The following is a 22,912-nucleotide window of genomic DNA, read 5'->3' on the forward strand; positions in this document are numbered from 1 at the left end:
GTAGGAAATTACGACGAGAGGCTACGTAAATCAGCCCTGAAACAACGAGTCTTTTCTCTGGGTGAACCCTGCAATTATCACTGCAAAACAATATTTAATTATCGTTTTACAATCATTTTTTCTGCGCTTATGATTCCGCCGTCGCCCACTTGCCGCGACCCGATTCACCTCTACTCCCCACTACAAGATTTCCCACACAAGAAGGATTGTTGAATGAACACAGATCGTTTGGCGAAGTACAGCAAAGTCCTTGCAACCGCGACGCTGGGCCTGGTTGCCCTCATGCTGCTTTCCAATATTGCCTACTGGCTGTTTCCGGACGTGATGAATCTGTATGGACCTGGTTTCAATCTCACGGCCCTGACCGAAACGCTGGACGCCAATATCCATCAGATGCCCTGGTGGCAGATTACAGGCGGCATTGTCCTGTCCAGTATTCCGCTTTTGATTCTGGCCAAGGGGTTGGTGGCGTTGAGTGCATTGTTCAAGTTTTACGCCAACGGGGAATACTTCGAACCCGAATCAGCAGACCTGTTGGGCAAGGTCGGAAAAAGTGTCGGTCTGTGGGTATTGATCAGCTTCTTGCTGGGCCCTGTGTTGAGCGTATGGATCACGATGATGCGCCCGGCGGGTGAGCGTTTGTTTACCATCAGCTTTGGCCCTTCGGATGTGGTGGCGCTGTTTCTCGCGGCAAGTGTCATGATTGTGGCCCGTAGCCTGCATCGTGCGTGCATGTTGGCACGTGAAAATCAGCAGTTTGTTTAAGAGGTCAAAATGCCCATAGAAATCAAACTCGATGTGATGCTGGCAACGCGCAAGGTCAAGTCCAAGGATTTGGCGCAGATCATCGGCATCACCGAACAGAACCTCTCGCTGCTCAAGCAAGGCAAGGTCAAAGGTATTCGGCTCGGGACGCTGGAAGCCATTTGCTGCGCGTTGAATTGCCAGCCGGGGGACTTGCTGCATTACCAGGCAGAGCCAACCGATTAAGACAAGCGCTCGCTCACACCCCGTAAGGAATCGCCCGTTTACTGCTCCTGCGAGCGTAAGCGGGCAATATTTCGCCTGGAAAATAATCCATCAAAATAAAATCCATTATTCCACCAACTAATAGAAATAAAATCTAATAACCGCCCAAAAAACAGAAATAAAAGCAAAATTAAACACGCTGAGCGTCCGTATCATTCCCCTACGTTCATTGAGGAGAGACGCCCATGCATGACGCCACCCACTACCTGCATTGCGGTCGAGATTCCGAAGCGTACGGCGGACTCATCAATACACCGGTGTTTCGGGGTTCTACCGTTCTGGCCAAAGACTTCAACAGTTGGGAGGCGAGCAAGAAGGACGGTAATCCGTACGCCAACTATGGCCGCTTTGGCACGCCGACCACCCGCGCCTTTGAAGATGCAATGGCCGGGCTGGAAGGTGGTCATGCCAGCCTGGTATTCCCTTCAGGCCTGGCAGCCTGCGTTCATGCCCTGTTGGCGTTTGTCAGCGCCGGTGACCATGTGCTGATCACCGACAACATTTACGGCCCGACGCGCACGTTTGTCAGCACGGTACTGACCCGTCTTGGCGTAGAGGTGGAGTTCTTCGCCCCCGCTGCCGGAGCGGGTATTGCCCGCCAACTGCGCCCCACTACTCGCGTCGTGTTTACAGAGTCGCCGGGGTCACTGACGTTTGAAGTCTGCGACTTGCCGGCCATTTGCCAGGCGGCCCATAGCGTGGGTGCCTTCGTACTGCTGGATAACACGTGGGCCTCGCCGCTGTACTTCAAGCCCTTTGAGCATGGCGTGGATGTGTCCATACAGGCGGCGACCAAATACATCGTGGGGCATTCGGACGCCTTGCTCGGCGTTGCCACCGCCAATGAACGGGCCTGGCCACTCTTGAAAGCCGGGGCGCATGATTTTGGCCAAACCGCCAGTCCTGATGATCTGTTCCTCGCGTTGCGCGGGCTGCGCACATTGCCCGTGCGCCTGCAACGCCACTGGAGCAATGGGGTCACGCTGGCACGCAGCCTTGAACAGCACCCACTCATCACCCGCGTCATGCACCCCGCACTGCCCAACGATCCCGGCCATGATCTGTGGAAGCGCGATTTTCTGGGGGCCAGCGGCTTGTTCGGGATAGAGGTCAACACGCAAGACCCGACGGTTTTGGCGCGCCTGTTCGATAACCTCAAGCTGTTCGGGATTGGCCTGTCGTGGGGCGGTTTCGAAAGTCTTGTTGTGCCCGTCGGGCACCCGGTCCGTCAGCACACCCCCGCACCGCTGGGGTATCTGATCCGTGTGCATGCCGGGCTTGAGCATGTCGACGACCTGGTGCTGGACTTCCAGCGAGCGCTGGACATTGCCGTGCAAAAACCGTGTGTCGCTGTGGCGTAAACCGGGACTGAGCTATGGGTTTTAGGCGCTCAAGGCGCGTAGCGCAGAGGCAGGCTGGTTGAATACTTGATTTGCTCCATGGAGAAACTGGAACTGATATCCGACAGTCCGGGGACCTTAATAAGCTGTTTGTAGACGGCGTCATAGGCGGCCACATCAGGCACTGCAACGCGCAACAAATAGTCCGTGTCCCCGGCCATACGGTAAACCTCGACCACTTCTTCGATCGAAGCCACGGCAGCGCGAAAGCTGTCGAGCCATTGGGCATTGTGCTGAGTGGTTTTGATCGACACGAAAACAATCACCCCCACGTTCAGCTTTTTGCCATCCAGCAACGCGACCCGACCGCGAATGATTCCGGCCTCTTCAAGCTTTTGAATGCGCCGCCAGCAGGCCGTCGTGCCAAGACCGATCTGCTCGGCGATATCCCCTACCGCACGTGTGCAATCGGTCTGCAGGATGTGCAGAATTGCCCTGTCAAGCTTGTCCATGAGAAGTCGAGGCCTTGTACGGATCAAAAGAAAACAACGGTGCGCGAAAGCCCGGCATTCTCCAGCAGCTCACCCTGCCCGCGCTACCCCGTCCTTCCCTGTCTGTCGCCTGAAAACCCTCAATGCGGCGCCAGAACTTCGCGCACACCTGCAACGCCAAGGATCTCTTTGATCATTTGGTCCGCCGCCACACGGGTGACGCCCCGGAACTCGATGGTCACTGTTTCGGTGTCCTTGACCGGGCCTTGCTCAACGATGAATTGTCTGATTTTTTTGGACCGCTCACCCAGCAGTTGCTCCAGCTGACTTAACGACAGCGTATTGGACGGCGCCACCAGCTTGACCACCTGGATCTGCACGATATCCCTGAGCACGCGTTCCATGGGCCGAATGGCGATCAGGATGATCAGAATCAAAAAGGTTGCCGCAGTGCCCAACACATACAGTCCGCCGCCCACGGCCAGGCCGATAGCTGCAACCGCCCACAAACTGGCGGCCGTGGTCAGGCCCTTGATGACCTCACCGCGCATCAGAATCGAACCGGCCCCCAGAAAGCCGATCCCCGAGACCACCTGTGCGGCAATTCGCGAAGGGTCCAGCTGCGTGCCTGGCATGGTCAGCGCCTGTTGAAATCCAAACGCCGACACAATCATCACCAAACACGCCCCCGCACACACCAACATGTGCGTACGCAGGCCTGCCGTCCAAAACAGGTGTTCGCGCTGAACGCCAATCAAACTGCCGAGAAAAGCCGCCAACAGCAGCCGCATGCACATTTCCCAATCAGAAATCATTCAGTCCCTTCCCGCAAATAACCTGTGGTGTGTTTAAACAAGCTCTGGCGAGCATAGTTAAGGATTAACAGGTGTGCCCGATCAGGTTTTTAGGGAACGCGCAGGTCTGTACACTGCACGCCTTCGCCGTGGCTGCGATCAATGCCGCCACCCTTACCCGTTCAAGCAGAGGTGTTCATGGCCCATAACGAACTGACTTTTACCCCTGATCCTGATCCTGAATCCATTTCGTCTGACGTCGCCAGCTTTGGTGGCGTAATGGTTTCGACGCAAATCCCTACACGTGCCGATGGCAGCCTCGAACTGGGCGGCATCACTGAGCAAAGCGAATGCACATTGCAAGCGCTGAAAGTGGCCCTGGAACGTGCGGGCAGCTCTATGGACCGTGTCATGCACTTGACCATCTACCTGACCGATATGGCAGAACGTGCGGCATTCAATGAGGTGTACAAACGTTTCTTCAGCCAGCCATGGCCGGTGCGTGCTGCTGTAGGGGTCGCGTCGTTGGCCGTCGAAGGCATGCGTGTTGAAGTCACCGCCATGGCAGCCAAAGGCTAATACTGAGTCCATGTCGGCGATGGAAGCGGCCGCTGATGCAGGCCGCTTCTGTACGCCTGAAAGACCATTCACCTTCATTTCCTTTAGCAGCCCCCTGCGCATAACGCTGATTGCAAAAGAAAATCCGCCACTCGGTGAATTTTTTCGTATCTGCATGTATCTCATCCCCAAGAGCGCGTGCCATCAGAACGATAGCATTCGGCGCTGGCAAAACGCGTCTACCCTTCATACGACTGGGGTTTAGCGGTTTTAAAAGGATAGATCAGCTAATAAAGGGGCTTGCATGAGATCTCGTAAGAAAAAGGTCAATCCAATCGGATTGCAGGACATCACCATTGTCGATGACGCCAAGATGCGTAAAGCGATTACCGCTGCGGCACTGGGCAACGCGATGGAGTGGTTTGACTTCGGCGTGTACGGCTTTGTTGCCTATGTGCTCGGGAAGGTGTTCTTTCCCGATGTCTCGCCCAGCGTGCAAATGATCGCAGCGCTGGCCACGTTCTCGGTTCCCTTCCTGATCCGCCCCCTGGGCGGGCTGTTCTTCGGTGCGCTAGGTGACAAATACGGACGACAGAAAGTCCTGGCCGCGACCATCGTCATCATGTCACTCAGCACGTTCGCCATTGGCTTGATCCCCTCGTATGCCACGATTGGTATCTGGGCGCCGATCCTGCTGTTGCTGGCCAAGATGGCCCAAGGCTTTTCGGTGGGTGGTGAGTACACCGGCGCGTCGATTTTCGTGGCCGAGTATGCGCCTGACCGCAAGCGCGGGTTTCTCGGCAGTTGGCTGGACTTCGGCTCCATAGCCGGTTTCGTGCTGGGGGCCGGTGTGGTGGTGCTGATCTCCACACTTCTGGGCGAAGAGCAGTTTCTGGAATGGGGATGGCGCGTGCCGTTTTTCCTGGCCTTGCCGCTGGGGATGATCGGGCTGTATCTGCGGCACGCTCTGGAAGAGACACCCGCCTTCCAGCAGCACGTGGAAAAACTTGAACAAGGGGATCGCGAAGGTCTCGCACGGGGCCCCCGGGTTTCTTTCAAGGAAGTGGCCACCAAGCACTGGCGCAGTCTGATGACCTGCATCGGCGTGGTAGCAGTCACCAACGTGACCTACTACATGCTGCTCACGTACATGCCCAGTTACCTGTCGCACAACCTGCATTACAGTGAAAACCATGGGGTGCTGATCATCATTGCAATCATGGTCGGGATGCTGTTCGTTCAGCCCCTGATCGGTTTTGTCAGTGACAAGATCGGCCGCCGTCCTTTCATCATCTGCGGCAGTGTCGGTCTGTTTTTCCTCGCCGTCCCGGCGTTTTACCTGATCAACAGCGGCAAGCTGGGGCTGATCTTCGCCGGGTTATTGATGCTGGCCGTGCTGTTGAACTTCTTTATCGGTGTCATGGCCTCGACCCTGCCAGCGATGTTCCCCACGCACATCCGCTACAGCGCGCTGGCCAGTGCGTTCAACGTCTCGGTACTGATCGCGGGCCTGACGCCGACGGCGGTGGCCTGGCTGGTGGAAAGCACCAATAACTTGTACATGCCTGCCTACTACCTGATGGTGATCGCGATCGTGGGACTGGTTACCGGGGTCACCATGAAAGAAACCGCCAACAAGCCGTTGCGCGGGGCCGCACCGGCGGCTTCGGATATTGAAGAAGCCAAGGAGCTGCTTCAGGAGCACCACGACAACATCGAACATAAAATCGAAGACATCGACGCCGAAATTGCCGAGCTGGAAGCCAAACGCAAAAACCTGGTGCAGCAACATCCCCGTATCAACGACTGAAACGGGCACTGACGTAAAAATCCCGCCGGGTGTAGTGATCAACCGGCGGTTTTTTTTTAGCCTGCGCTCTGCGCCTGTGCCAGCAGGTCAGTGATCCAGCGCACCTGGCGTGCGGTGTCCTGTACTTTTTCTTCCGGGACAGTCAAACGGGCCCGGCTCAAGCTGAGCAGAGTCTTGTGCTTTTGAGACAGCTGACGCTGCCATTTTGCAAGAAAAGCCGGGCTGCGTGCTTGCATGTGCAGCGGACCAAAGTACAGCTCCTGCGCGCTGTACTTCACCGTGCCGGAACGGGCAGCGACGATAATTTCGTAATCAAAACGGTTTTCCCGTAGCACTTCTTCACAGAGGATGCGGTAGCCATTTTCCATCAACCATTGGCGCAGGGGGTGTTCACCGCCATTGGGTTGCAGGATCAGGCGCTCCTCACCGCTCAAGCGCGACTTACCCTGCTCAAGGATGTCCCGGGTAGTCTCCCCTCCCATCCCGCACAGGGTAATGGCAGTGATCGCGTCTTCGGGTTCAATCGCCATCAGGCCATCAGCCCTGCGCACCGTAATGGCGTCGGCCAGATCATTTGCTTGAACCGTACGCCGGGCCGCAGTGAAAGGCGTCAGCGCCACCTCACCGGCTACTGCGCCTGTGATTACGCCCCGACGCATCAGCGCCACCGGCAAATAGGCATGGTCCGACCCGATATCAGCCAACCGGGCGTTTACCGGAACATGTGCGGCGACGCGCTCCAGGCGCATGGACAATGTGTGGGGGTTCAACAGTTGTTCCTTCCAAAACCAGTGCCAGACCTGCGCGGCATTTATCAAAGGGCGCCATCATGCATACACCGTCGCGCCGGGTAAAGCATCGGGGCCGGGGTGGATCCGCCCCATCCGCATTGTTAAGGTGCAGGCGTCATCAAGAGGATGTGTTTATGGACTTCACAGGGAAAACCGCAATTGTCACAGGCGCCGGCCGTGGCTTGGGCTGGGTCTATGCCCGGGAACTGGCGAAATTGGGCGCAAATGTCGTGATCAGTGATATCGGCGCCGACAATGTGGGTGACGGAGCTGACGCCAGCATCGCACGAGAGGCAGCTCAAGCCCTTCAAGCCGAGGCATATCACGTGATCGGTGATTCCAGTGACCTCTCCAGCGAGCAAGGTTGCCGAGGCTTGATTGACGCCGCTGTCGACGCGTTTGGGCAACTGGATATCGTGATTCACAACGCCGGTTGGGTGGGTTACCAACCCATTGAACAGGCCGATGCGGCATTCATTGCCCGCGCACTGGACATCAACCTCTATACGCCGGTCTGGCTCTGTAAATACGCCTGGCCACACCTCAAACACTCATCGGCTGCACGGATAGTGCTGACAACTTCGGACCGGGCCATGTATCAGCGCTATGCGCAGACCGGTCTGGTGGCGTACGCCGCAGGCAAAATGGCGCAATTGGGCATCATGAATGCCCTGAGCATGGAAGGCGCACCGGACGGCATTTTGGTCAACGCGGTATCGCCCGTGGCCAAAACCAGAATGTGGGGTGTGACCCAAACACCGGAAAACCTGAAACCCGAGTGGGTGGCGCCCGGCGTGGTTTACCTCGCGTCGCCAGCGTGTCAGGACACGGGTTACATCCTGCGGGCCAGTAATGGCCAGTTCACCGCCACCCGATTCGCTGAGAACCCTGGCGTTGATTACCCTGTGGATTTGGCGCGGGTCAAAGCCGCCAATGCAGAACAGGTGGCAGCGCTGTGGGGGCAGATCAAAGAAGCGGGCGCATCATAAAGACGTCTGACACTCCACAATCAAGCACACTCACTGATTACGCCGCTTCCAGCCCGTCAGCATGAACGTGACACCCGGGATCAACAGGCCGGGTGCCATGTAGAGAAATGTACGCTCGGTCAGTAGGCCGTTAAGGGCAAAGGTGCCGCCGCAGATGACCAAGGCGAACCCCACCAGAAAGAGCGGGTTGCGAAAAGCTTTATCCATGGGTTCAGGTCCTGTGATGAAAATGGCGGCACATGATAAAACCTGCGCAGCCGTAAGGGCCAGTCGACTCTCGCGACGCAGGTCGTTAAGCTGGCGTTTTTTGAGGCCCTATGCACGTGAACAAGGTCTATCTGGGTAGCTGCCTGTGCGGCGGCGTCCGCTACGAGCTGCTGAGCGAACCTAAAGCAGTCAGTCACTGCTATTGCAGCCAATGCCGCAAGGGCCATGGCGCAGCGTTTGCGTCCTATGGCAGCGTGCCGCGCAGCGCCTTCACCTTGCTCAGCGGCGCCGAAGACCTCAAGGCCTACCGGTCATCAGAATCGGTAAGCCGGGAGTTTTGCATGCAGTGCGGATCGACGTTGTTCTGGTCGTGCTCCCAAGGGGATCGCGCCGGGTGGATTAGCGTGGCATTAGGGACGCTGGACACACCTTTCAAGCCCAGCAAACAAAAGCATATTTACACCAGCGACACAGCAACCTGGTTCGAGATCCCTCACGCGTAACGGCCAAACCAGGGCAGCAAGGCTCACCTCTGCTTGGGCAGTGGGTACATCCATCCTGTAGAGGGAAGTACCTGAGCCTTCAAGACTGACTTATTCAACACTGACACACTGAGCAAAACCTATGAATCGTCGTAAAAAAATCAACCAAATCTTGAAAGCTAACGCCAAAAAAGCCAGCGCCAAACTGGCTCCCAAAAATAAGCCTAAATACATCTGCAAAGCGGATCGCTTGAAAATGGCCGCTGAATCCAGCAGTGACTTGACCGCCGCTGCTCCAGAGTGAACAAGGTCCACTCAAGAGAAAAAAACAAAGCTCGCCAAACGACTTCCGCTCTTTGCCGCTGCAAGTCGGGGTTTTAGGTACAAGGTTGTGGGCAGTGAAACACAGCATGGCTGGCAGCGTCTTGATGACAAGTGGGCTCTAAAGCCAGCCAATTCAGGCTTCGGGCACTGCCAGTCGCGATGATCCTTACAACCTGCACGCCATGCGCGTTGATCTGAATGATCTATAAACCAGGTCTGGATAATTGCGGCGCGCCCGGTAAGAGCACTTCATCAGGCTCATGCAGAGGTTGCATTCAGAACGTGGTAACCCACCCAGCCATCTTGGCCGCCTTAACGAGGTTTAAGGCCGCAAGGCTGCGACCTCTTTGCCAGCGCTATCGTCCCATTCCAGCACTTTGATACGTTGATCCAGAAAGTGCTTCCAATGGGCGGTCGGGGTCATGTCGTCCAACTCAACCCACTCCTCCAGGCCTTGTCTGAGCCATCCGTCAAAACCGTCTGCGTACACAAACGGGTTTTTGATGGAAATGGGGCCCAGATCAACGTACATCAGACGCATGTTCAGGGGCGTTCCATCCATATACCTGACACCTGCGTATTGGCAAGTCACGTCTTCGATCGGTGGAGCCCCCACGTGATTACCCGCCCTGAACGCAAGCTTGACTGCAGGGTAAACAAAGGTCGCCATGCCCCGCTGAACCAAGGTTTTGTAGCGAGACTTGACCTCAAATGCATCCGTGTCCGTCTTGGGCAACGTATCGAAGCCCTCCGGGAAGATCCTCGCGCTGAGCAACCTCATGTCTAAAGGTGCGCGCACCAGACTCAGGACCGCTGCTTCGCAATTCTCCAGAACCCCGAAAGCCAACCGGGGGTTGCTGCCAAAACGGTAATAGCTAAACAATGCAACCAACAGGCCAAAGCCCGCTACGACGACACATGCACTCAACGTTTTTATATAGATAGGCCGCACGTTCATGCTCTCAAAGGAAAGCGCTGAACTTAGCACCTACCTTTTTTGCTGTATGCCAGCCGGTTCTGTCAGATGGTTCTTCAGTGAAACCTCGCCTACTTCCTGTTCGTCTGCGTCGATCCGTCCGCCAGCCCAGACAGGCAGTAGATCCAGTGCGCGGACTTTCGCTCCTTGAGCTTGAAATAAAGCGGCACCCGTCATGGCAACACGTGCATTGTCACGCTGTGGAAGGACCCTGACACCGTAGAATCTCCAGCTTATGCTTAGACGATTCAAAGCAATTAGGCGTAATTCAGACTTAACCACCCGCTGTTATTTCTTCACTTCCACTTCCCCTGCAATCAGACGGCAGGCGCACTCGCCCGGATATACCCTCTCTGTGAGCAAGGCTCCGTTCTAACAGGTTGCTAACGCCGTTCTCAGTCTGACTAAATTTCGTGTAATGGAGATCCACCATGACTTCTACCAAAACTCTGCAAGGCAAAGTGGCTTTCGTACAAGGTGGCTCTCGCGGTATAGGGGCGTCCATTGTCAAACGCCTGGCCCGTGAAGGCGCGAAAGTGGCTTTCACTTACGTATCGTCTGCCAAACGGGCCGACGCTCTGGTCAATGAAGTGATTGCCGACAGCGGTGAGGCCTTTGCCATTATGGCTGACAGTGCGGATGCCGCAGCCGTACAGCAGGCGATACGCACTGCTGTCGCACACTTTGGCGGTCTGGATATTTTGGTAAACAATGCGGGCGTGCTGGCTTGGGGAAGCACCGAAGAACTCACCCTGGAGCAGCTTGATCACACCTTGGCGATCAATGTGCGCAGTGTGTTCGTGGCCAGCCAGGAAGCTAGCAGGCATATGACCGACGGTGGGCGAATCATCAATATAGGCAGCACGAACGCGCAGCGCATTCCGGTTGCTGGCGGCGCAGTGTACGCCATGAGTAAATCGGCACTGGTCGGATTAGCCAAAGGTATGGCCCGCGATTTAGGGCCGCGCGGCATTACTGTCAACAACGTACAACCGGGGCCGGTGGATACCGAGATGAACCCTGCGGATGGTGAGGGCGCCGAGTACCTGAAAGGTCTTATGGCTCTGGGGCGCTACGGGCGAGCAGAGGAAGTTTCCAGCTTTGTTGCCTATCTGGCTGGTACCGAAGCAGGCTTCATTACTGGCGCCAGCTTGACCATTGATGGTGGCTTCTCCGCCTAAAAGCTTGCCACTGATACTAGACGGGCGACCCACTTATTGCCAAAGGGTTGCCCTTCTCAATTTCAGCCATTTATCACAGGCAGTTACCCATTTGCTCCAAAATTCCACCCCCAACGGCTCCAGCTCCCAATTTAATGCGATCAACTCCTCAGCCTTCCGTAAGCGGATGGCGAACACATCTTTACTTCGCTCCCCTTCCAACTGCTATTTAAGGCACTGGATCGCCCTTGATGTCGTGGGCATATCCTACTGACTGCATTCTGGCCGGTTAGCAACGGCCTGACTCCGACCCTCGCCATGCGGCCAAAAGTGGTCATAGGATGCTTATAAAAAGCTAGGCAATTCAATTGATGACGTTTATTTTCCCATTAGATAAATTTACAATCCTATCGAGTCACCATAAAAATAAATTAAAAATTTAAAATCCATGTATCAGGGAAGCTCATGAAAAATATTATTATTGCATCTCTCTTGTTCGGCTCCGCGCTTCCTTTAAAGGTGTTGGCGGGCGGATTAGAAGTCGAGCACAGACTAATTGAGCAGCGCTGGTATACGTTCGAAGACGTGATAGAAAAGAGAAACAAATATAACAGAGTCGATATTTCGCGAGGGTACATCAAATATTATTTCGAGGGTGATAAATATACTCCAGAGTATCCCGAAGAGAAATTGTCGCCGCGCCAAAAATTCTACTCCAATCATGGCAGCGTTGGAAAATATGCGGCTGCTGATTATGAAACTGAGCTAGACAAGGCGTGCATAGATGTTGTCTCTGGTTCTTTAGGATCATTTATAGGTGACTATAAAAACTCCAAAAGACCGGATAGACAACAATATAAGCGCATAGTAGTCGGCATAAGGTCTTTAACGTACAAAGGCCCCGAGTATAACTTCAAGAGCCCTTCATCCTGGTCACCTGTAGCGTTACCCAAGAACAATAGAAGTCTTCTTTGTGATATTTACGAAGTCAATAGCAAAGAGAGTAATGTGAAATACATTGTTTATGCTGCTTCAGTGGCAACCGCTATGTTTGACGAAATTCACGCTACCTCACTGCCAGATAATAAGGTCGAGTAACAATAACTCTTCGCTCTCATGCTGCAGCATCCATTGTTGCGGCATGAGCTGGATCAACCTTGAGGCGGTGAACTGAATAATGGGCTTGAGCAATTGGCTCAGCTACGTGACCCGCTTCGGGCCGGGAAAGAGCAAGTGCTCTCTGTCACGAAGGGCGGTAGCGGCAAAAGCTCTTTGATTGACCTTCAACTGTCCCCGGAAGTTGAAGCCGGTGCACTGCGTGTAGTGGCATTCCTGTTCAGCTATTACGGCACCAGTGATGCAAGCGATATTGCAGCGCCCGCACCAACTATTACCACCCGTGACCGCTTGGCACCGGTCACCGTGACCATTAAAGGCACGCCGTATGTGATCGTCGATATCTGCCTGCGGATGCTGCAACCGGCCGAGCTGTACAAGGCCCAAGGTTTCCCGGCCGACTACATCATCAGCCACGGCGCCGACGGCAAGCCATTCACCAAAACCCAACAGGTGCATATGTGCGGAAACAGCGTCAGCCCGCCGCCGATGGCTGCACAGTCCCGGGCGAATGATCCATGGCGAGCAATCGAGCGTCAGGCGGAAGCAGCATAAATCAAGCTTAAGGTACCGCCTCCGCCCACTCGGTAATACGAATCAGCAATTGACTCAATAGCTCGATCAGGACGTGGTACATCAGGCCTGCAAAAAATCGCTTCATTTGGTAATGCCTCAGTTGGTTTGAGACATTGAGCCACCGGCCCTGCACTACTTCCTCTGGGGTTTTTTCCACGATTTCACTACCGCCCGGGCATGCCCTCACTGCCGCTACTTGGTCCGATTTCGTGCAGCGCCTGCGCTACGACTGCAAGGGTGAGCGTGTCCACGATCATTGCACAGCTGACGCTATCTTTATTGTCGAGGCGCGCAGAATCGTGTGCGGGCTGGACATGGATTACACCGAACAGCGCATGGTGTATTGGGATAGCGGCGAGTCGGATGCTGAATCGATTAAAGATTACTGGGGAGGTTTATCCAGGCACGAGAAACTCTTCCACTCCATATGCAGAGATTTCGCGTGTGCTGCTGTGGCGTTGTAGCAGAGTTGAAAGCTTAAGCCGCCGCGCTGGATCGGGAAATTCAGGCGATGGAGGAAGACATGCGCAACGAGCGCGGATAGTTAGGAAAATACGGTGAACAGATTCCGCAGTAAGCCGCTACGCGATCAGTACGCAGCAATGGTCGATGCCTACCGCAGCGGCCATCAAGGTCTGTTCACCGACGCTGGCCAGCCTCACCGCGCAAGCGGTCTTGCATTGGCTTTCTGGAACGGCTTTGACGGCGTTTCGATAGTACCAGGGCCGAGCGCAGTTCGCCTGCCTACGCTTGCTGGAGAGCTGGCCAAGACTGCAAAAAATTGACCGTCGTGGCTCAGGCCGCAAGTTAAGGGAACCGTCACCAATGATGCCAATTCGAAATCGCAGCCCGCGTAGTCAAGTAGGAAAAAAACGCTCGTTACGCACTCAAGCCCGGCCGATGCATCTGGTGCAACCACTGAATCCCATCCACGTGAAGCGATTCGAAGGCCCTGTGTCCCCCTGGCTGGAGCTTTTCGTTTGGGATTCTGCGTGGTAGTGAGATTATGTGGATGAGATGAATAAAAGGGTGAACGAGATGCAAAACGACAAAGTTGAGTGCCAGTGCTGCAAAAAGATGATGATCCCTAAAGTTATCACTAGCCCCCCTTTTTACTTCTGGGGCGTCCCTGTTGGTGGACGTGACCCAGAGTATTCGGTTTGTCCGTTTTGCTTGTCGCCCAAGTGGATGCTAACTGAGAAACAAGTTCTCATTGGCACAAAGGCGAATGCTGAATTTTTCGGGATTATTGTGTTGCTTTTGATCAACATCGTTGTGTTCACCCGCTTGGGTGCTGAGGCGCTCGGTGTAAGCGTAGGCCTGTCAGTTTTGCTGTTCCTGTTCCGGGACCGTATCGCAAAGGCGGCGAAGGATCGGCTAACTGAAATTATCAAGGGTTGAAACATGCAATTAGTTAAGAAAAACATATGAACGATCAAGCCAACAAGTACTTCAACCAAGCCCAAATGATGCTGCTGGATCTGCACAGCTCGATACTCCGTCATCTGATGGCTACGCAATCCATGGAAGAAGCACGGCAAGATAATCAAGACACGGTTGATCTATTCGATGGTGTTGTACAACGTGATGTGCTTAGAGATATATGCAGCGTAGGTTTGGACAGGGTCAAGCTTAAGCTCAACGGCAATATCCGTGCGATTGAAACCTATGGGATTTTGGTCAACATTGCAGCAGGCGCGTTACTCCAAATTTCAAAACAAGCCCTCTCTATCGCATACGGTAAAAGAGAAAATGCTCCCACAGGAGCGAGCGTTTCGTCCACGTGCGTTAGGGATTTGATTTGACATGGGCGCAATCAGTCGATGCATTATGAAGAAACACGCTTAATGCCATTGCGGAACGAGAAGGGCAAGGTAATTACTGGTTGCAGCTCCTGGGTTGAAATATTTCAAAAACTGAACGATCAGAGACCCGGTAGTTTTGAAATGTCGCCTCCTTACCGATCGCTTGCTAAGGATGTTCTAGACACTCTGGAGTGGACTTACGATTACACCAAATTCGAGCGTGACATGAGGCATTTGCTCGGGATTTGCACTTGATTGCTGAAGTTTAGGAATAGAACGTGAACAAGCAAAAAGCACACGATGAGCGTCTAGCAGCAAACATTCATGTCTGGGGGATTTCGGTTTTCTTGATCGGTTTTGTCGCGTGCATAGCCATTTGGGCTTTTTACTAGGGAAAAAGTTCGATGACCTTTGATTCAGCGATGAAGGCTATCATAAGGCCGATAACAATTGCTTGCGACGACGACTATTACCAGTTCATCGGCAGTGGCACAGCCTTCATCTGCCAGTATAGAGGGCAGGTTTTCGTAATTTGTGCCCGTCACACTTGGGAAAATATGGGGATTACGATTGAGAATTTTCGCATATTTATCCCTGGGTATGATTGGGCGCTATCGTTCGATTATGAAGCCGTTGTTGGTCCCGAAGAGCGCAGTGATCTGAAGGTTCTGCGGGTCGATAGCCAGATAATGGGCAGCTACCCAACAGCCCTGATGAGAGCGTTTGATTTGAATTCCTTCGTGGTTCCGGCCGAAGATTTCAAAGAGGGTTCAGTGTTTCTGGCTGTGGGATACCCGCAATGTCGAAGAGAATTTCACTACGATAAAAAACGATTTATGGCTGACTTGGCAGCGTTCAGTGGACCGCTGGTAGGGGGGCTTACTGACGCGGTAATTACGATGCGTACTGATTTTGGTCATGTGGATGATATTGATGGTTTGAGTGGATCTCCCGTTTTCATATCAGGCGACCCTCACTTGTTTGCAGGTGTAGTCATCAGAGCTGGACAAGACGCTGGGCTTATCCATTTTATCCACGGAGCATGTCTCATCCATGCGATGGACGCACTGGTAGTGCTTCCCCCTCGGCTAATGATGAATTGATCTAGGAAAACTATGACGATCTATGGACGGCTGTCAGTCCCTATTATTACGACTATTTTGCTATCGGCCTGTGGCGGGGACGAGGTTCATGACACGAGCCCGCAGGAGCGCATGATGAGGGAGGCAATGTGCGTTGCGGCGTCAGAACGCTTTGCCCTGTATGACGATGCAAAAAAACATTTCGCTCACGGGATGGATGCAGCTTCGGACCATTTCAGGACGTCTGGCGAACCCCCGCATTTTCCGAAAATGATCAATGCTGTGCGTTCATCGCTCGTTTCTAAGCAAAATGAATTCGTAGTCGAGCTGATCGCGACAAAGTGCAATGGCCAAGTGACATTCGGGCAGGTGGCTGATTTTTAGCCGCTAAATAGCAACCTGCACCAACGCAGCTTAAGCTCAAGGAAAAGAACGCGAGACATGGAAAGCCGAGTGAAACGATGAGTAAGATAATTCTGATAGGTCTGGTACTGGTGGCTTTGGGTGCTTGCCAAGCAAGTCCACCAACTAAAGTGCTGGACAGTGAACGGCAGTTTTTGATAGACAGCGCTCGTATCAACGCGTTTACCGATCGTCACCCCTGGAGCGCTGAAGAAGTGTCAGGTGACATGGGAGATGCAGTCACGAAGATTGAATACTTGGAACACATGGGGCCGGGATATCTCAAGCAGCGTGACGACGAATACACCAAGCAGGAGTATGTCGATCAGCAGGAGCGAACGGCAGACCAAAATGTTGAGCGGAAGAGAGTCGCGCAATACGAACAACGGGTTGCAAGCAAGGTACATAAGCGGCCCATGGGATCTTTTGGAGAAGCCTATTACCGGCTGTACGCCGCTAATCAATTTGCTGGGCGATCTATGAAAGCACCAATTCTGCAATCAGGCCTGCTCGACGGGATATTCAACCTCGACCTAGCATTTCGCGTACGTCGCTGTAACGACAATGCGTGCTATGCAGTTGCTGAAACGGGTATAGGGAAAAATTCTGAAAGGATCACAGTTTCTTTCATACGCCCTGTGCCTTTGGTAGCTGGTGACTTAGTACGTCCCTCTTATGTCGAAATTCTGGGGGAAGATGCTCAAGGAACACTCGTAGCGCGAGTGCTGGCACCTACGCTTAATTAGGTGCGATGACTTCTAGGAAATCGCCCAGGTCCCCAATCCGGATTGCTCGGAACACTCGCCGCCCTCAACGTCCCCCTCCCCCAGCGTCCGTTGATTTCATCCAGCACGGCCATGACCCGTGTGGCTTCTGCAGGTTGATTTACGGCAAACAAATCATCTGAAAACTCTCCGGGCTGTCGCAGGTCCAGCAGCAAAACTTCTGCCTTGCTGTATTTGAATCCCTCCCGAAAAACATGGTCCAGAGCCTCTACTGCTGCCTTGGTCAGCAACTGCACATCGCCAGTCGGATATGGCAAAGTCACCACAACACCTTTTGCGTATTTGGCCTCATCAGGATTGAACATGCCCGTGCGGATGCTGACACGGACTTTTTTGCAATAGGACTTCTGCGCCCTGAGCTTTTCGGAGGCGCGCATCATGTAGGTGGCCACAGCTTCCTTGATCGGTGCCAGTTCAGTCAGTCGCTTGCCAAACATTCGGCTGCAGCAGATTTCCTGTTTCGGCGGATCCGGTTCATCCAGCTCCAGGCACGGCGTTCCTGAAAGCTCTCGCGCGGTTTTCTCAATCACCACGCTGAATTTTTTGCGCAGGGTCCATGGGTCAGCCTTGGCCAAGTGCATCGCGGTGGTGATGCCCATGCCTTCAAGGTGTGCGGTCATGCGCCTACCGACACCCCACACTTCAGACACAGCCGTGTTGCGCAGCACCCAGTCCCTTTCGAAATCACCGCACAAGTTGACCACGCCGCCGGTGTGGGCCTGGAGCCGTTTGGCAGTATGGTTGGCCAGCTTGGCCAAGGTTTTGGTGTGCGCGATGCCCACGCCGACCGGAATGCCGGTGCATTGCAAGATCCGGCTGCGCAACTGACGCCCCATTGCCGTGGCGTCAGCGATCCCGGTCAAGTCAGCAAACGATTCGTCAATGCTGTACACCTCCACACCCGGAACCATGGACTCGATGAGGGTCATCACCCGTTCGCTCATGTCGCCATACAAGGCGTAGTTTGACGAAAACGCCACGATGCCGAGCTTTGCCAAGCGATCCTTGATTTGAAAATACGGCTCACCCATCTTTACGTAGGGCTTGGCGTCGTAACTGCGGGCGATCACACATCCGTCGTTATTGCTCAATACCACAATGGGGACTTTGGCCAGATCAGGACGAAATACGCGCTCGCAACTGGCGTAAAAGCTGTTGCAGTCGATCAGCGCGAAAACCGGATTGACCTTAGTGAACATGGCTGCGCACGGTATAAGTGATAACGCCCCAAATCGACAGGTCATCGCCTTCCATGACATGAAGGTCAGGGTAACGGGGATTCTCAGATTGAAGAATCACGCTCTTGCCCCGCAGGCACAGACGCTTGCAGATAGGCTCGTTGTTGAGCAATGCCACTACCACGTGACCGTGGACAGGCTCCACGCCACGGTCAACCACTGCCAAATCGCCGGGGAAAATGCCTGCACCTTGCATGCTGTCACCATCGATAGTGACCAGGTAAACATGCGGCGCGCGAATGTTCAGCAACTGATCCATGGATATCTCTTTCTCGATATGGTCTGCAGCCGGAGAAGGAAAGCCAGCCGGAACCTTGAACGTGCAAAGCGGCAGAGGAATGCCGCCTTCAGAGATGGGACCCAGGGATGTAAAGCTCATGACGCGCGCCTTTTAGTTAACTGTACGTACATACAGTTAACTGTGTAGGACGTTCCCGGTCAATTTATCTGTAGGATATTTCGACAAGTGGAATGAGTAGGCTATTGCTTGGGCGCATTGTTCACGGCCTCAGCTAAAGCCAGCAACACGTCTGAAACGTGGCTCACAGCCTCCTCCAGCTTATCGAAGGCCTGATGAATCGCTTGATGCTCATCGACGGTCTGCCCTCCCCGTAGAGTATGAAGCCCTACCCTTTCGTCCTGCTCCAGCGCCTGAATACTCGTATGCGTCCGGCCAAGTCATCTACCCAACCCCGCAACGCCAAGACATGGTGTGCACTTAAATTTAAGTGGGCACCAGTTCTAGCCTTTTAAGCGGGTATGTCATGCAGCCAAAACGTCGTTCTTATTCCAAATGCTTCAAGGCCCAGGTCATTCAAGAGTGTGCCCAGCCCGGCGCTTCGATTGCCAGCATCGCCCTCAGCCATAGCCTCAACGCAAACCTCGTCCACAGATGGATTCGGGTGCAAGCGCAGAAAAGCACGGCGCTTCAACCTGCATTCATCACATTGCCTATGCAAACAACAGCGCATGTATCTTCATCGAATATCAGCGTTGAGATTCTGCACCCACGCGGCACCGTCAAAGTGAACTGGCCAATCGATAGTTCTGCTGCCTGCGCCGTTTTCCTTCGAGACGTTTTGCGATGATCCGCATCGAAGCCATCTGGCTCGCCACCGAGCCCATGGATATGCGCGCCGGAACTGAAACCGCGCTGGCGCGTGTGGTCGCCGTGTTCGGTGCGGCGCAGCCGCACTGCGCATATCTGTTTGCTAATCGCCGCGCGACTCGGATGAAAGTGCTGGTACACGATGGGATTGGCGTTTGGCTGTCGGCGCGCCGCTTGAACCAAGGTAAATTTCATTGGCTAGACATTCGACAAGGCAGCGACGTGCAGTTGAATACCGAACAACTTCAGGCCTTAGTGCTCGGCCTACCTTGGCAACGTGTTGGAGCTGGCGGTGCAATCACGCTGCTTTAAAAACTGTAATTAGTGTCTTGGCTGGCTGTTGCAAGTGGCCTGCGTTGGTAAAATCCACGGCATGACTTCCTCGCCCAATCTCGATCGAATGACTCCCGACCAACTGCGGGCATTCGCTGCGCAATTGCTGTCGCAGGTCGAGACCATGGGCAAGACGGTCGAAACAATGGGCAGGAAGATCAACCGCGATCAAACGGTGATCGAGAAACTGACCCTTGAGATCACACAACTCAAGCGTTTGAAGTTTGCCAAGCGCAGCGAGCAGATGAATCCTGAGCAGGCCAGCCTGCTTGATGACCTGATCGATACCGATATCGCGGCGATTGAGGCCGAGCTTCAAAGCCTGCAAATAGCGCCAGCGGCGACCGAGAAAAAGCAAAAGCCCAAGCGCACTGCATTGCCGGCAGAATTCCCACGCACGTTGATTCATCACGAACCGGACAACATCCAATGCCCATGCGGCTGCGCTCTCAAGCGCATCGGTGAAGATGTCAGCGAAAAGCTGGACTACACGCCGGGCGTATTTACCGTTGAGCGCCACGTGCGTGGCAAGTGGGTTTGCGATAACTGCGAAACGCTGATCCAGGCACCGCTACCTGCGCAGGTCATCGACAAAGGCATCCCGACTGCCGGGTTGCTGGCCCACGTCATGATCGCAAAGTTTTCTGACCACCTGCCGCTATACCGTCAGGAATCGATTTTTGGTCGTGTCGGCTTGGCGATTCCTCGCTCCACCTTGGCGCAATGGGTCGGCGTGACTGGTGTGCAGTCGCAGCCCCTGGTCGATGCCCTGCGGGACGTAGTGCTTGGGCAACAAGTCCTCTACGCCGATGAAACACCGGTGCAGATGCTCATGCCGGGAACAAAGAAAACTCACCGTTCCTATGTTTGGGCCTATGCCACTAGCCAGTTCTCGGACTTGGCAGCGGTGGTTTACGACTTCAGCCCCAGCCGCGCCGGTGAGCATGCTCGCAATTTCCTGCAAGACTGGAAAGGTAAGCTCGTCTGTGACGATTTTGGCGGTTACAAGGCCAGCTTCGAACTCGGCGTGACCGAGATCGGCTGCATGGCCCATGCCCGGCGCAAGTTCTTCGAATTGCACGCGACTAACAAGAGCCAGCTCGCCGAGCAGGCCCTGCGTTACATCCAGTTGCTGTACGAGATCGAAAATGAAGTCCGCGACCTGGAGCCGGATTTACGGCGCCGAATACGGCAAGAAAAAGCCGTACCGGTGATGGATGCGCTGCATACCTGGATGAACGCGCAGCGCGATCTCGTGCCCGAAGGTTCGGCAATCAGCAGAGCCCTGGATTACAGCCTGAAACGCTGGGCAGCGCTGTCGCGCTACCTCGATGACGGGGCTGTTCCCATTGATAATAATTGGTGCGAGAACCAAATCCGTCCGTGGGCACTGGGGCGTAAGAACTGGCTCTTCGCAGGTTCGCTACGCAGTGGCAAACGGGCGGCCGCGATCATGAGCCTGATCCAGGCTGCGCGTCTGAATGGTCATGAGCCGTATGCTTACTTGAAGGACGTCCTCACGCGCCTGCCGACGCAGCGAGCGAGTGAGATTGATCAGCTACTGCCGCATAAATGGACACCCGCATAGTTATGCGGAATTGATGGGGTGGCGCTTACAACTATTAATCACCTATACCGCACAAAGGCCTAGTTACCGATGCCGAGAGCCGATGCCGCAAGTTTCGCCACCCCAAGGGTACTACCGGGTTCATCATCGTCTTCGAGCATCCAGGTTACCGACAATCCTGTCCACGCGAGTACCCATTGCAGTAGTCTCCGGCGATCAATGCCGGAGGCATTTGCGACGACTTCGATTCGACGTGCGAAGCACCCCGGTGCTAGAGCGCTTTCACCGTCGGGATTGCAGAAGATGTTCGCATAATCAAAGCCACGCTCACCGTACAGTCCCTTGGGGTCGATAGCGAGCCAGCCGGACGGGCCGAAATCAAGCACATTGCCATGGTGGATGTCGCCATGCAGTACCGTGACATCGCGCGGAGCAGCCAGGAGTTCGCGTGCGGTTTTTGCGCAGTGTTCAAGAATGCCGCCGTGCCTCGCCGCTCCACTCCATAACGCCTCGAACCATTGCGCCAGAGGAACTAAGGCGGGGATCGGCTTGGCACGTGGTGTATGAAGGTGGGCCGCTACCCCACAGAGGATACGAGTGGCCTCGTCGTCCCTGCCGCAACTGACCATCTGCATGAGCGAGGCCGAGCCCAGTGCGCGTTCCATAAGTAAGGCCTCGCCATCATGGGCTAACACGGGTGCCGCACCTTCGCCGTCCCACCAAGCCATGAGCAAGCTACCTGCTTGTTCCTCGGCTACGTGTGAGATTTTGAGGATGGCTGGTATGCCGCGCTGGCGAACGGGCAGCAGATTGCCGTTCAGCGAGACGAAAGCATCCCCGTCGATGGTCAGATCCCATCGTTTCAGATATTGATCAAACATACTTTCACTAAATCCAGAGTTTTCAAACGAAACTGGTGCTCATCCGCCGTCAACAAGTGCGAGGAAGTCGAAGAAGACATCCTTCCAGGGTTCTCGAATCGCGAGGAAATCGCCATTGGCGAGCGTCCTTGCTGGAGAGACCAGACCATTAGACTACTACATTCGTCCATTCAAGCTGCTTGGCTATATGCCTTTGGCTCAAGATCCAAGGTGTGTTTACCGTACTGTTACGAATACTCGTACGTAACTCCTCAACCTGTCGGGAAACGACTGCAAAATGATCCTGCTTTGAACTTCCCATGACCCGGCCACCTCAGAATAAACAGTGCTGTTTAGAGGCCAAGCTCTGAGCAAGCGTTCCTTTGGCTGGGAGTCAACACCATGTGCGGACGATTCGTTCAATACCAGGGCATCGCCGATTATCTTGAGATGCTGGCTTCTGACAGGCCAATCCTGAGCGGTTACGACAACCAGCCTATTGCGCGGTACAACGTCGCGCCCGGGACCCGCGTAAACATCCTCCTCGGGGATGAACAGGGTTTACGAATAGCCCCCGTGCGCTGGGGTTGGGCGCCGTTCTGGGCCAAAGGCAAACGCCCTGACCCGATCAATGCCCGAGTCGAAACAGTGACCACTGGCAAATTTTTCAAGCAGTTGTGGCCAAACGGACGCGCTCTGGTCATGGCTGACGGCTGGTATGAATGGGTTAAAGACCCGGCCAACCCCAAAAAGAAACAGCCTTACTTCATCAGGCTGAAAAGCCAGGCATCGATGTTTTTTGCGGCTCTAGCACAAGTTCATGCCGGGCTTGAGCCGCATGAAGGCGACGGCTTTGTGATCATTACTGCCGCGAGTGATCAGGGAATGGTCGACATTCATGATCGGCGGCCGGTGGTGTTTACGCCGGAGAACGCTCGGGCCTGGCTGGAATCAGAAGTGAGTGAGGAACAGGCGGGTAAGCTTGCTGAGGGATGCAGCCAACCTACTGATGAATTTGAGTGGTACCCCGTGAATGTGGCTGTGGGGAATGTCAAAAACCAAGGTCCGGGGTTGATTGAACGGTAGCTT

At 54.4% G+C, this 22,912-nt stretch carries 27 protein-coding genes and 1 pseudogene; 20 read left to right on the top strand and 8 right to left on the bottom strand.

Annotation, left to right across the window (positions count from 1 at the left end):
- The first annotated feature begins 213 nt into the window (after positions 1 to 213).
- The 3 genes from BKD70_RS18625 (at position 214) to metC (ending at position 2,390) form a co-directional block, all read left to right on the top strand.
- Positions 214 to 765 (top strand): DUF2975 domain-containing protein, encoded by a 552-nt coding sequence (locus tag BKD70_RS18625; RefSeq protein WP_047274519.1) that lies wholly within the window; start codon positions 214 to 216, stop codon positions 763 to 765.
- 9 nt (positions 766 to 774) lie between these two features.
- Positions 775 to 990, top strand: a complete 216-nt coding sequence (locus BKD70_RS18630; protein ID WP_047274517.1) for a helix-turn-helix transcriptional regulator — start codon at positions 775 to 777, stop codon at positions 988 to 990.
- A gap of 224 nt (positions 991 to 1,214) precedes the next feature.
- Complete coding sequence (gene metC / locus BKD70_RS18635; protein ID WP_047274515.1) at positions 1,215 to 2,390, top strand: cystathionine beta-lyase; 1,176 nt, start codon at positions 1,215 to 1,217, stop codon at positions 2,388 to 2,390.
- Positions 2,391 to 2,419: 29 nt separating this feature from the next.
- On the opposite strand, the gene BKD70_RS18640 is transcribed toward metC, so the two are convergent.
- Positions 2,420 to 2,881 (bottom strand): Lrp/AsnC family transcriptional regulator, encoded by a 462-nt coding sequence (locus BKD70_RS18640; protein WP_047274512.1) that lies wholly within the window; start codon positions 2,879 to 2,881, stop codon positions 2,420 to 2,422.
- A 119-nt stretch (positions 2,882 to 3,000) separates the two neighbouring features.
- Positions 3,001 to 3,675 (bottom strand): MgtC/SapB family protein, encoded by a 675-nt coding sequence (locus BKD70_RS18645; protein WP_047274511.1) that lies wholly within the window; start codon positions 3,673 to 3,675, stop codon positions 3,001 to 3,003.
- 177 nt (positions 3,676 to 3,852) lie between these two features.
- On the opposite strand from BKD70_RS18645, the gene BKD70_RS18650 reads away from it, so the two are divergent.
- Both BKD70_RS18650 and proP read left to right on the top strand, forming a co-directional pair.
- The gene (locus BKD70_RS18650) at positions 3,853 to 4,233 is read left to right on the top strand and encodes a RidA family protein (RefSeq protein ID WP_047274509.1); all 381 of its coding nucleotides are present in this window, start codon (positions 3,853 to 3,855) and stop codon (positions 4,231 to 4,233) included.
- A gap of 283 nt (positions 4,234 to 4,516) precedes the next feature.
- Entirely contained in the window at positions 4,517 to 6,022 is a 1,506-nt protein-coding gene (gene proP, locus BKD70_RS18655) for a glycine betaine/L-proline transporter ProP (RefSeq protein WP_047274506.1), read from the top strand.
- 56 nt (positions 6,023 to 6,078) lie between these two features.
- Here the strand turns inward: proP and BKD70_RS18660 are convergent, their stop codons facing one another.
- Positions 6,079 to 6,792, bottom strand: coding sequence for a tRNA (adenine(22)-N(1))-methyltransferase TrmK (locus BKD70_RS18660; RefSeq protein WP_047274504.1), 714 nt, complete (start codon positions 6,790 to 6,792; stop codon positions 6,079 to 6,081).
- 155 nt (positions 6,793 to 6,947) lie between these two features.
- Here BKD70_RS18660 and BKD70_RS18665 point away from each other — a divergent pair, with 155 nt between their 5' ends.
- The gene (locus tag BKD70_RS18665) at positions 6,948 to 7,802 is read left to right on the top strand and encodes an SDR family NAD(P)-dependent oxidoreductase (protein WP_047274502.1); all 855 of its coding nucleotides are present in this window, start codon (positions 6,948 to 6,950) and stop codon (positions 7,800 to 7,802) included.
- Positions 7,803 to 7,832: 30 nt separating this feature from the next.
- Here the strand turns inward: BKD70_RS18665 and BKD70_RS25100 are convergent, their stop codons facing one another.
- Positions 7,833 to 8,009 (bottom strand): hypothetical protein, encoded by a 177-nt coding sequence (locus BKD70_RS25100; protein WP_162841627.1) that lies wholly within the window; start codon positions 8,007 to 8,009, stop codon positions 7,833 to 7,835.
- A gap of 116 nt (positions 8,010 to 8,125) precedes the next feature.
- Between BKD70_RS25100 and BKD70_RS18670 the strand changes: the two genes are divergently transcribed.
- A complete protein-coding gene (locus BKD70_RS18670) occupies positions 8,126 to 8,512 on the top strand; it encodes a GFA family protein (protein WP_095010006.1) in 387 nt (128 codons plus the stop codon).
- A 121-nt stretch (positions 8,513 to 8,633) separates the two neighbouring features.
- Positions 8,634 to 8,795, top strand: a complete 162-nt coding sequence (locus BKD70_RS18675; protein ID WP_070411743.1) for a DUF2986 domain-containing protein — start codon at positions 8,634 to 8,636, stop codon at positions 8,793 to 8,795.
- A 342-nt stretch (positions 8,796 to 9,137) separates the two neighbouring features.
- On the opposite strand, the gene BKD70_RS25105 is transcribed toward BKD70_RS18675, so the two are convergent.
- Positions 9,138 to 9,377, bottom strand: coding sequence for a hypothetical protein (locus tag BKD70_RS25105; protein WP_159434379.1), 240 nt, complete (start codon positions 9,375 to 9,377; stop codon positions 9,138 to 9,140).
- A gap of 845 nt (positions 9,378 to 10,222) precedes the next feature.
- Between BKD70_RS25105 and BKD70_RS18685 the strand changes: the two genes are divergently transcribed.
- The 8 genes and pseudogenes from BKD70_RS18685 to BKD70_RS18720 all read left to right on the top strand — a co-directional run bounded on the left by BKD70_RS18685 (position 10,223) and on the right by BKD70_RS18720 (position 16,678).
- Complete coding sequence (locus tag BKD70_RS18685) at positions 10,223 to 10,972, top strand: 3-oxoacyl-ACP reductase family protein (protein WP_047274498.1); 750 nt, start codon at positions 10,223 to 10,225, stop codon at positions 10,970 to 10,972.
- Between the two features lie 444 nt (positions 10,973 to 11,416).
- Positions 11,417 to 12,049: a hypothetical protein gene (locus BKD70_RS18690; RefSeq protein ID WP_047274496.1), complete on the top strand. Its 633-nt coding sequence runs from the start codon at positions 11,417 to 11,419 to the stop codon at positions 12,047 to 12,049.
- Positions 12,050 to 12,193: 144 nt separating this feature from the next.
- Positions 12,194 to 12,622, top strand: a pseudogene (locus tag BKD70_RS18695) (DNA cytosine methyltransferase); the annotation flags it as partial.
- Between the two features lie 1,059 nt (positions 12,623 to 13,681).
- Positions 13,682 to 14,044, top strand: a complete 363-nt coding sequence (locus tag BKD70_RS18700; protein ID WP_169859796.1) for a hypothetical protein — start codon at positions 13,682 to 13,684, stop codon at positions 14,042 to 14,044.
- A gap of 26 nt (positions 14,045 to 14,070) precedes the next feature.
- A complete protein-coding gene (locus BKD70_RS18705; protein WP_047274491.1) occupies positions 14,071 to 14,448 on the top strand; it encodes a hypothetical protein in 378 nt (125 codons plus the stop codon).
- Between the two features lie 404 nt (positions 14,449 to 14,852).
- A complete protein-coding gene (locus tag BKD70_RS18710; protein WP_047274486.1) occupies positions 14,853 to 15,551 on the top strand; it encodes a hypothetical protein in 699 nt (232 codons plus the stop codon).
- A 12-nt stretch (positions 15,552 to 15,563) separates the two neighbouring features.
- Positions 15,564 to 15,914, top strand: coding sequence for a hypothetical protein (locus BKD70_RS18715; RefSeq protein WP_047274484.1), 351 nt, complete (start codon positions 15,564 to 15,566; stop codon positions 15,912 to 15,914).
- Between the two features lie 77 nt (positions 15,915 to 15,991).
- Entirely contained in the window at positions 15,992 to 16,678 is a 687-nt protein-coding gene (locus tag BKD70_RS18720; RefSeq protein ID WP_047274483.1) for a hypothetical protein, read from the top strand.
- Here the strand turns inward: BKD70_RS18720 and umuC are convergent.
- Entirely contained in the window at positions 16,675 to 17,916 is a 1,242-nt protein-coding gene (gene umuC / locus BKD70_RS18725; protein ID WP_047274481.1) for a Y-family DNA polymerase, read from the bottom strand. The two genes, BKD70_RS18720 and umuC, sit on opposite strands and share 4 nt — an antisense overlap.
- Positions 17,906 to 18,334: a LexA family transcriptional regulator gene (locus BKD70_RS18730; protein ID WP_047274479.1), complete on the bottom strand. Its 429-nt coding sequence runs from the start codon at positions 18,332 to 18,334 to the stop codon at positions 17,906 to 17,908. The genes umuC and BKD70_RS18730 overlap by 11 nt, the downstream gene beginning before the upstream one ends.
- 385 nt (positions 18,335 to 18,719) lie before the next feature.
- Here BKD70_RS18730 and BKD70_RS24430 point away from each other — a divergent pair, with 385 nt between their 5' ends.
- From BKD70_RS24430 to BKD70_RS18740, 3 genes are all read left to right on the top strand, one after another.
- A complete protein-coding gene (locus tag BKD70_RS24430) occupies positions 18,720 to 19,043 on the top strand; it encodes a transposase (protein ID WP_099421417.1) in 324 nt (107 codons plus the stop codon).
- The gene (gene tnpB, locus BKD70_RS18735) at positions 19,040 to 19,375 is read left to right on the top strand and encodes an IS66 family insertion sequence element accessory protein TnpB (protein ID WP_047274477.1); all 336 of its coding nucleotides are present in this window, start codon (positions 19,040 to 19,042) and stop codon (positions 19,373 to 19,375) included. Before BKD70_RS24430 ends, tnpB begins: the two co-directional genes overlap by 4 nt.
- Before the next feature lie 61 nt (positions 19,376 to 19,436).
- Positions 19,437 to 20,984 (top strand): IS66 family transposase, encoded by a 1,548-nt coding sequence (locus BKD70_RS18740; protein ID WP_047274561.1) that lies wholly within the window; start codon positions 19,437 to 19,439, stop codon positions 20,982 to 20,984.
- A gap of 59 nt (positions 20,985 to 21,043) precedes the next feature.
- On the opposite strand, the gene BKD70_RS18745 is transcribed toward BKD70_RS18740, so the two are convergent.
- Positions 21,044 to 21,844, bottom strand: coding sequence for an aminoglycoside phosphotransferase family protein (locus BKD70_RS18745; RefSeq protein WP_047274475.1), 801 nt, complete (start codon positions 21,842 to 21,844; stop codon positions 21,044 to 21,046).
- Between the two features lie 381 nt (positions 21,845 to 22,225).
- Between BKD70_RS18745 and BKD70_RS18750 the strand changes: the two genes are divergently transcribed.
- The gene (locus BKD70_RS18750; RefSeq protein WP_047274473.1) at positions 22,226 to 22,909 is read left to right on the top strand and encodes an SOS response-associated peptidase family protein; all 684 of its coding nucleotides are present in this window, start codon (positions 22,226 to 22,228) and stop codon (positions 22,907 to 22,909) included.
- Positions 22,910 to 22,912: the final 3 nt, after the last annotated feature.

Source organism: Pseudomonas sp. BS-2016 (assembly GCF_001806145.1).
In the GTDB taxonomy this organism is placed as follows: Bacteria; Pseudomonadota; Gammaproteobacteria; order Pseudomonadales; family Pseudomonadaceae; genus Aquipseudomonas; species Aquipseudomonas lundensis.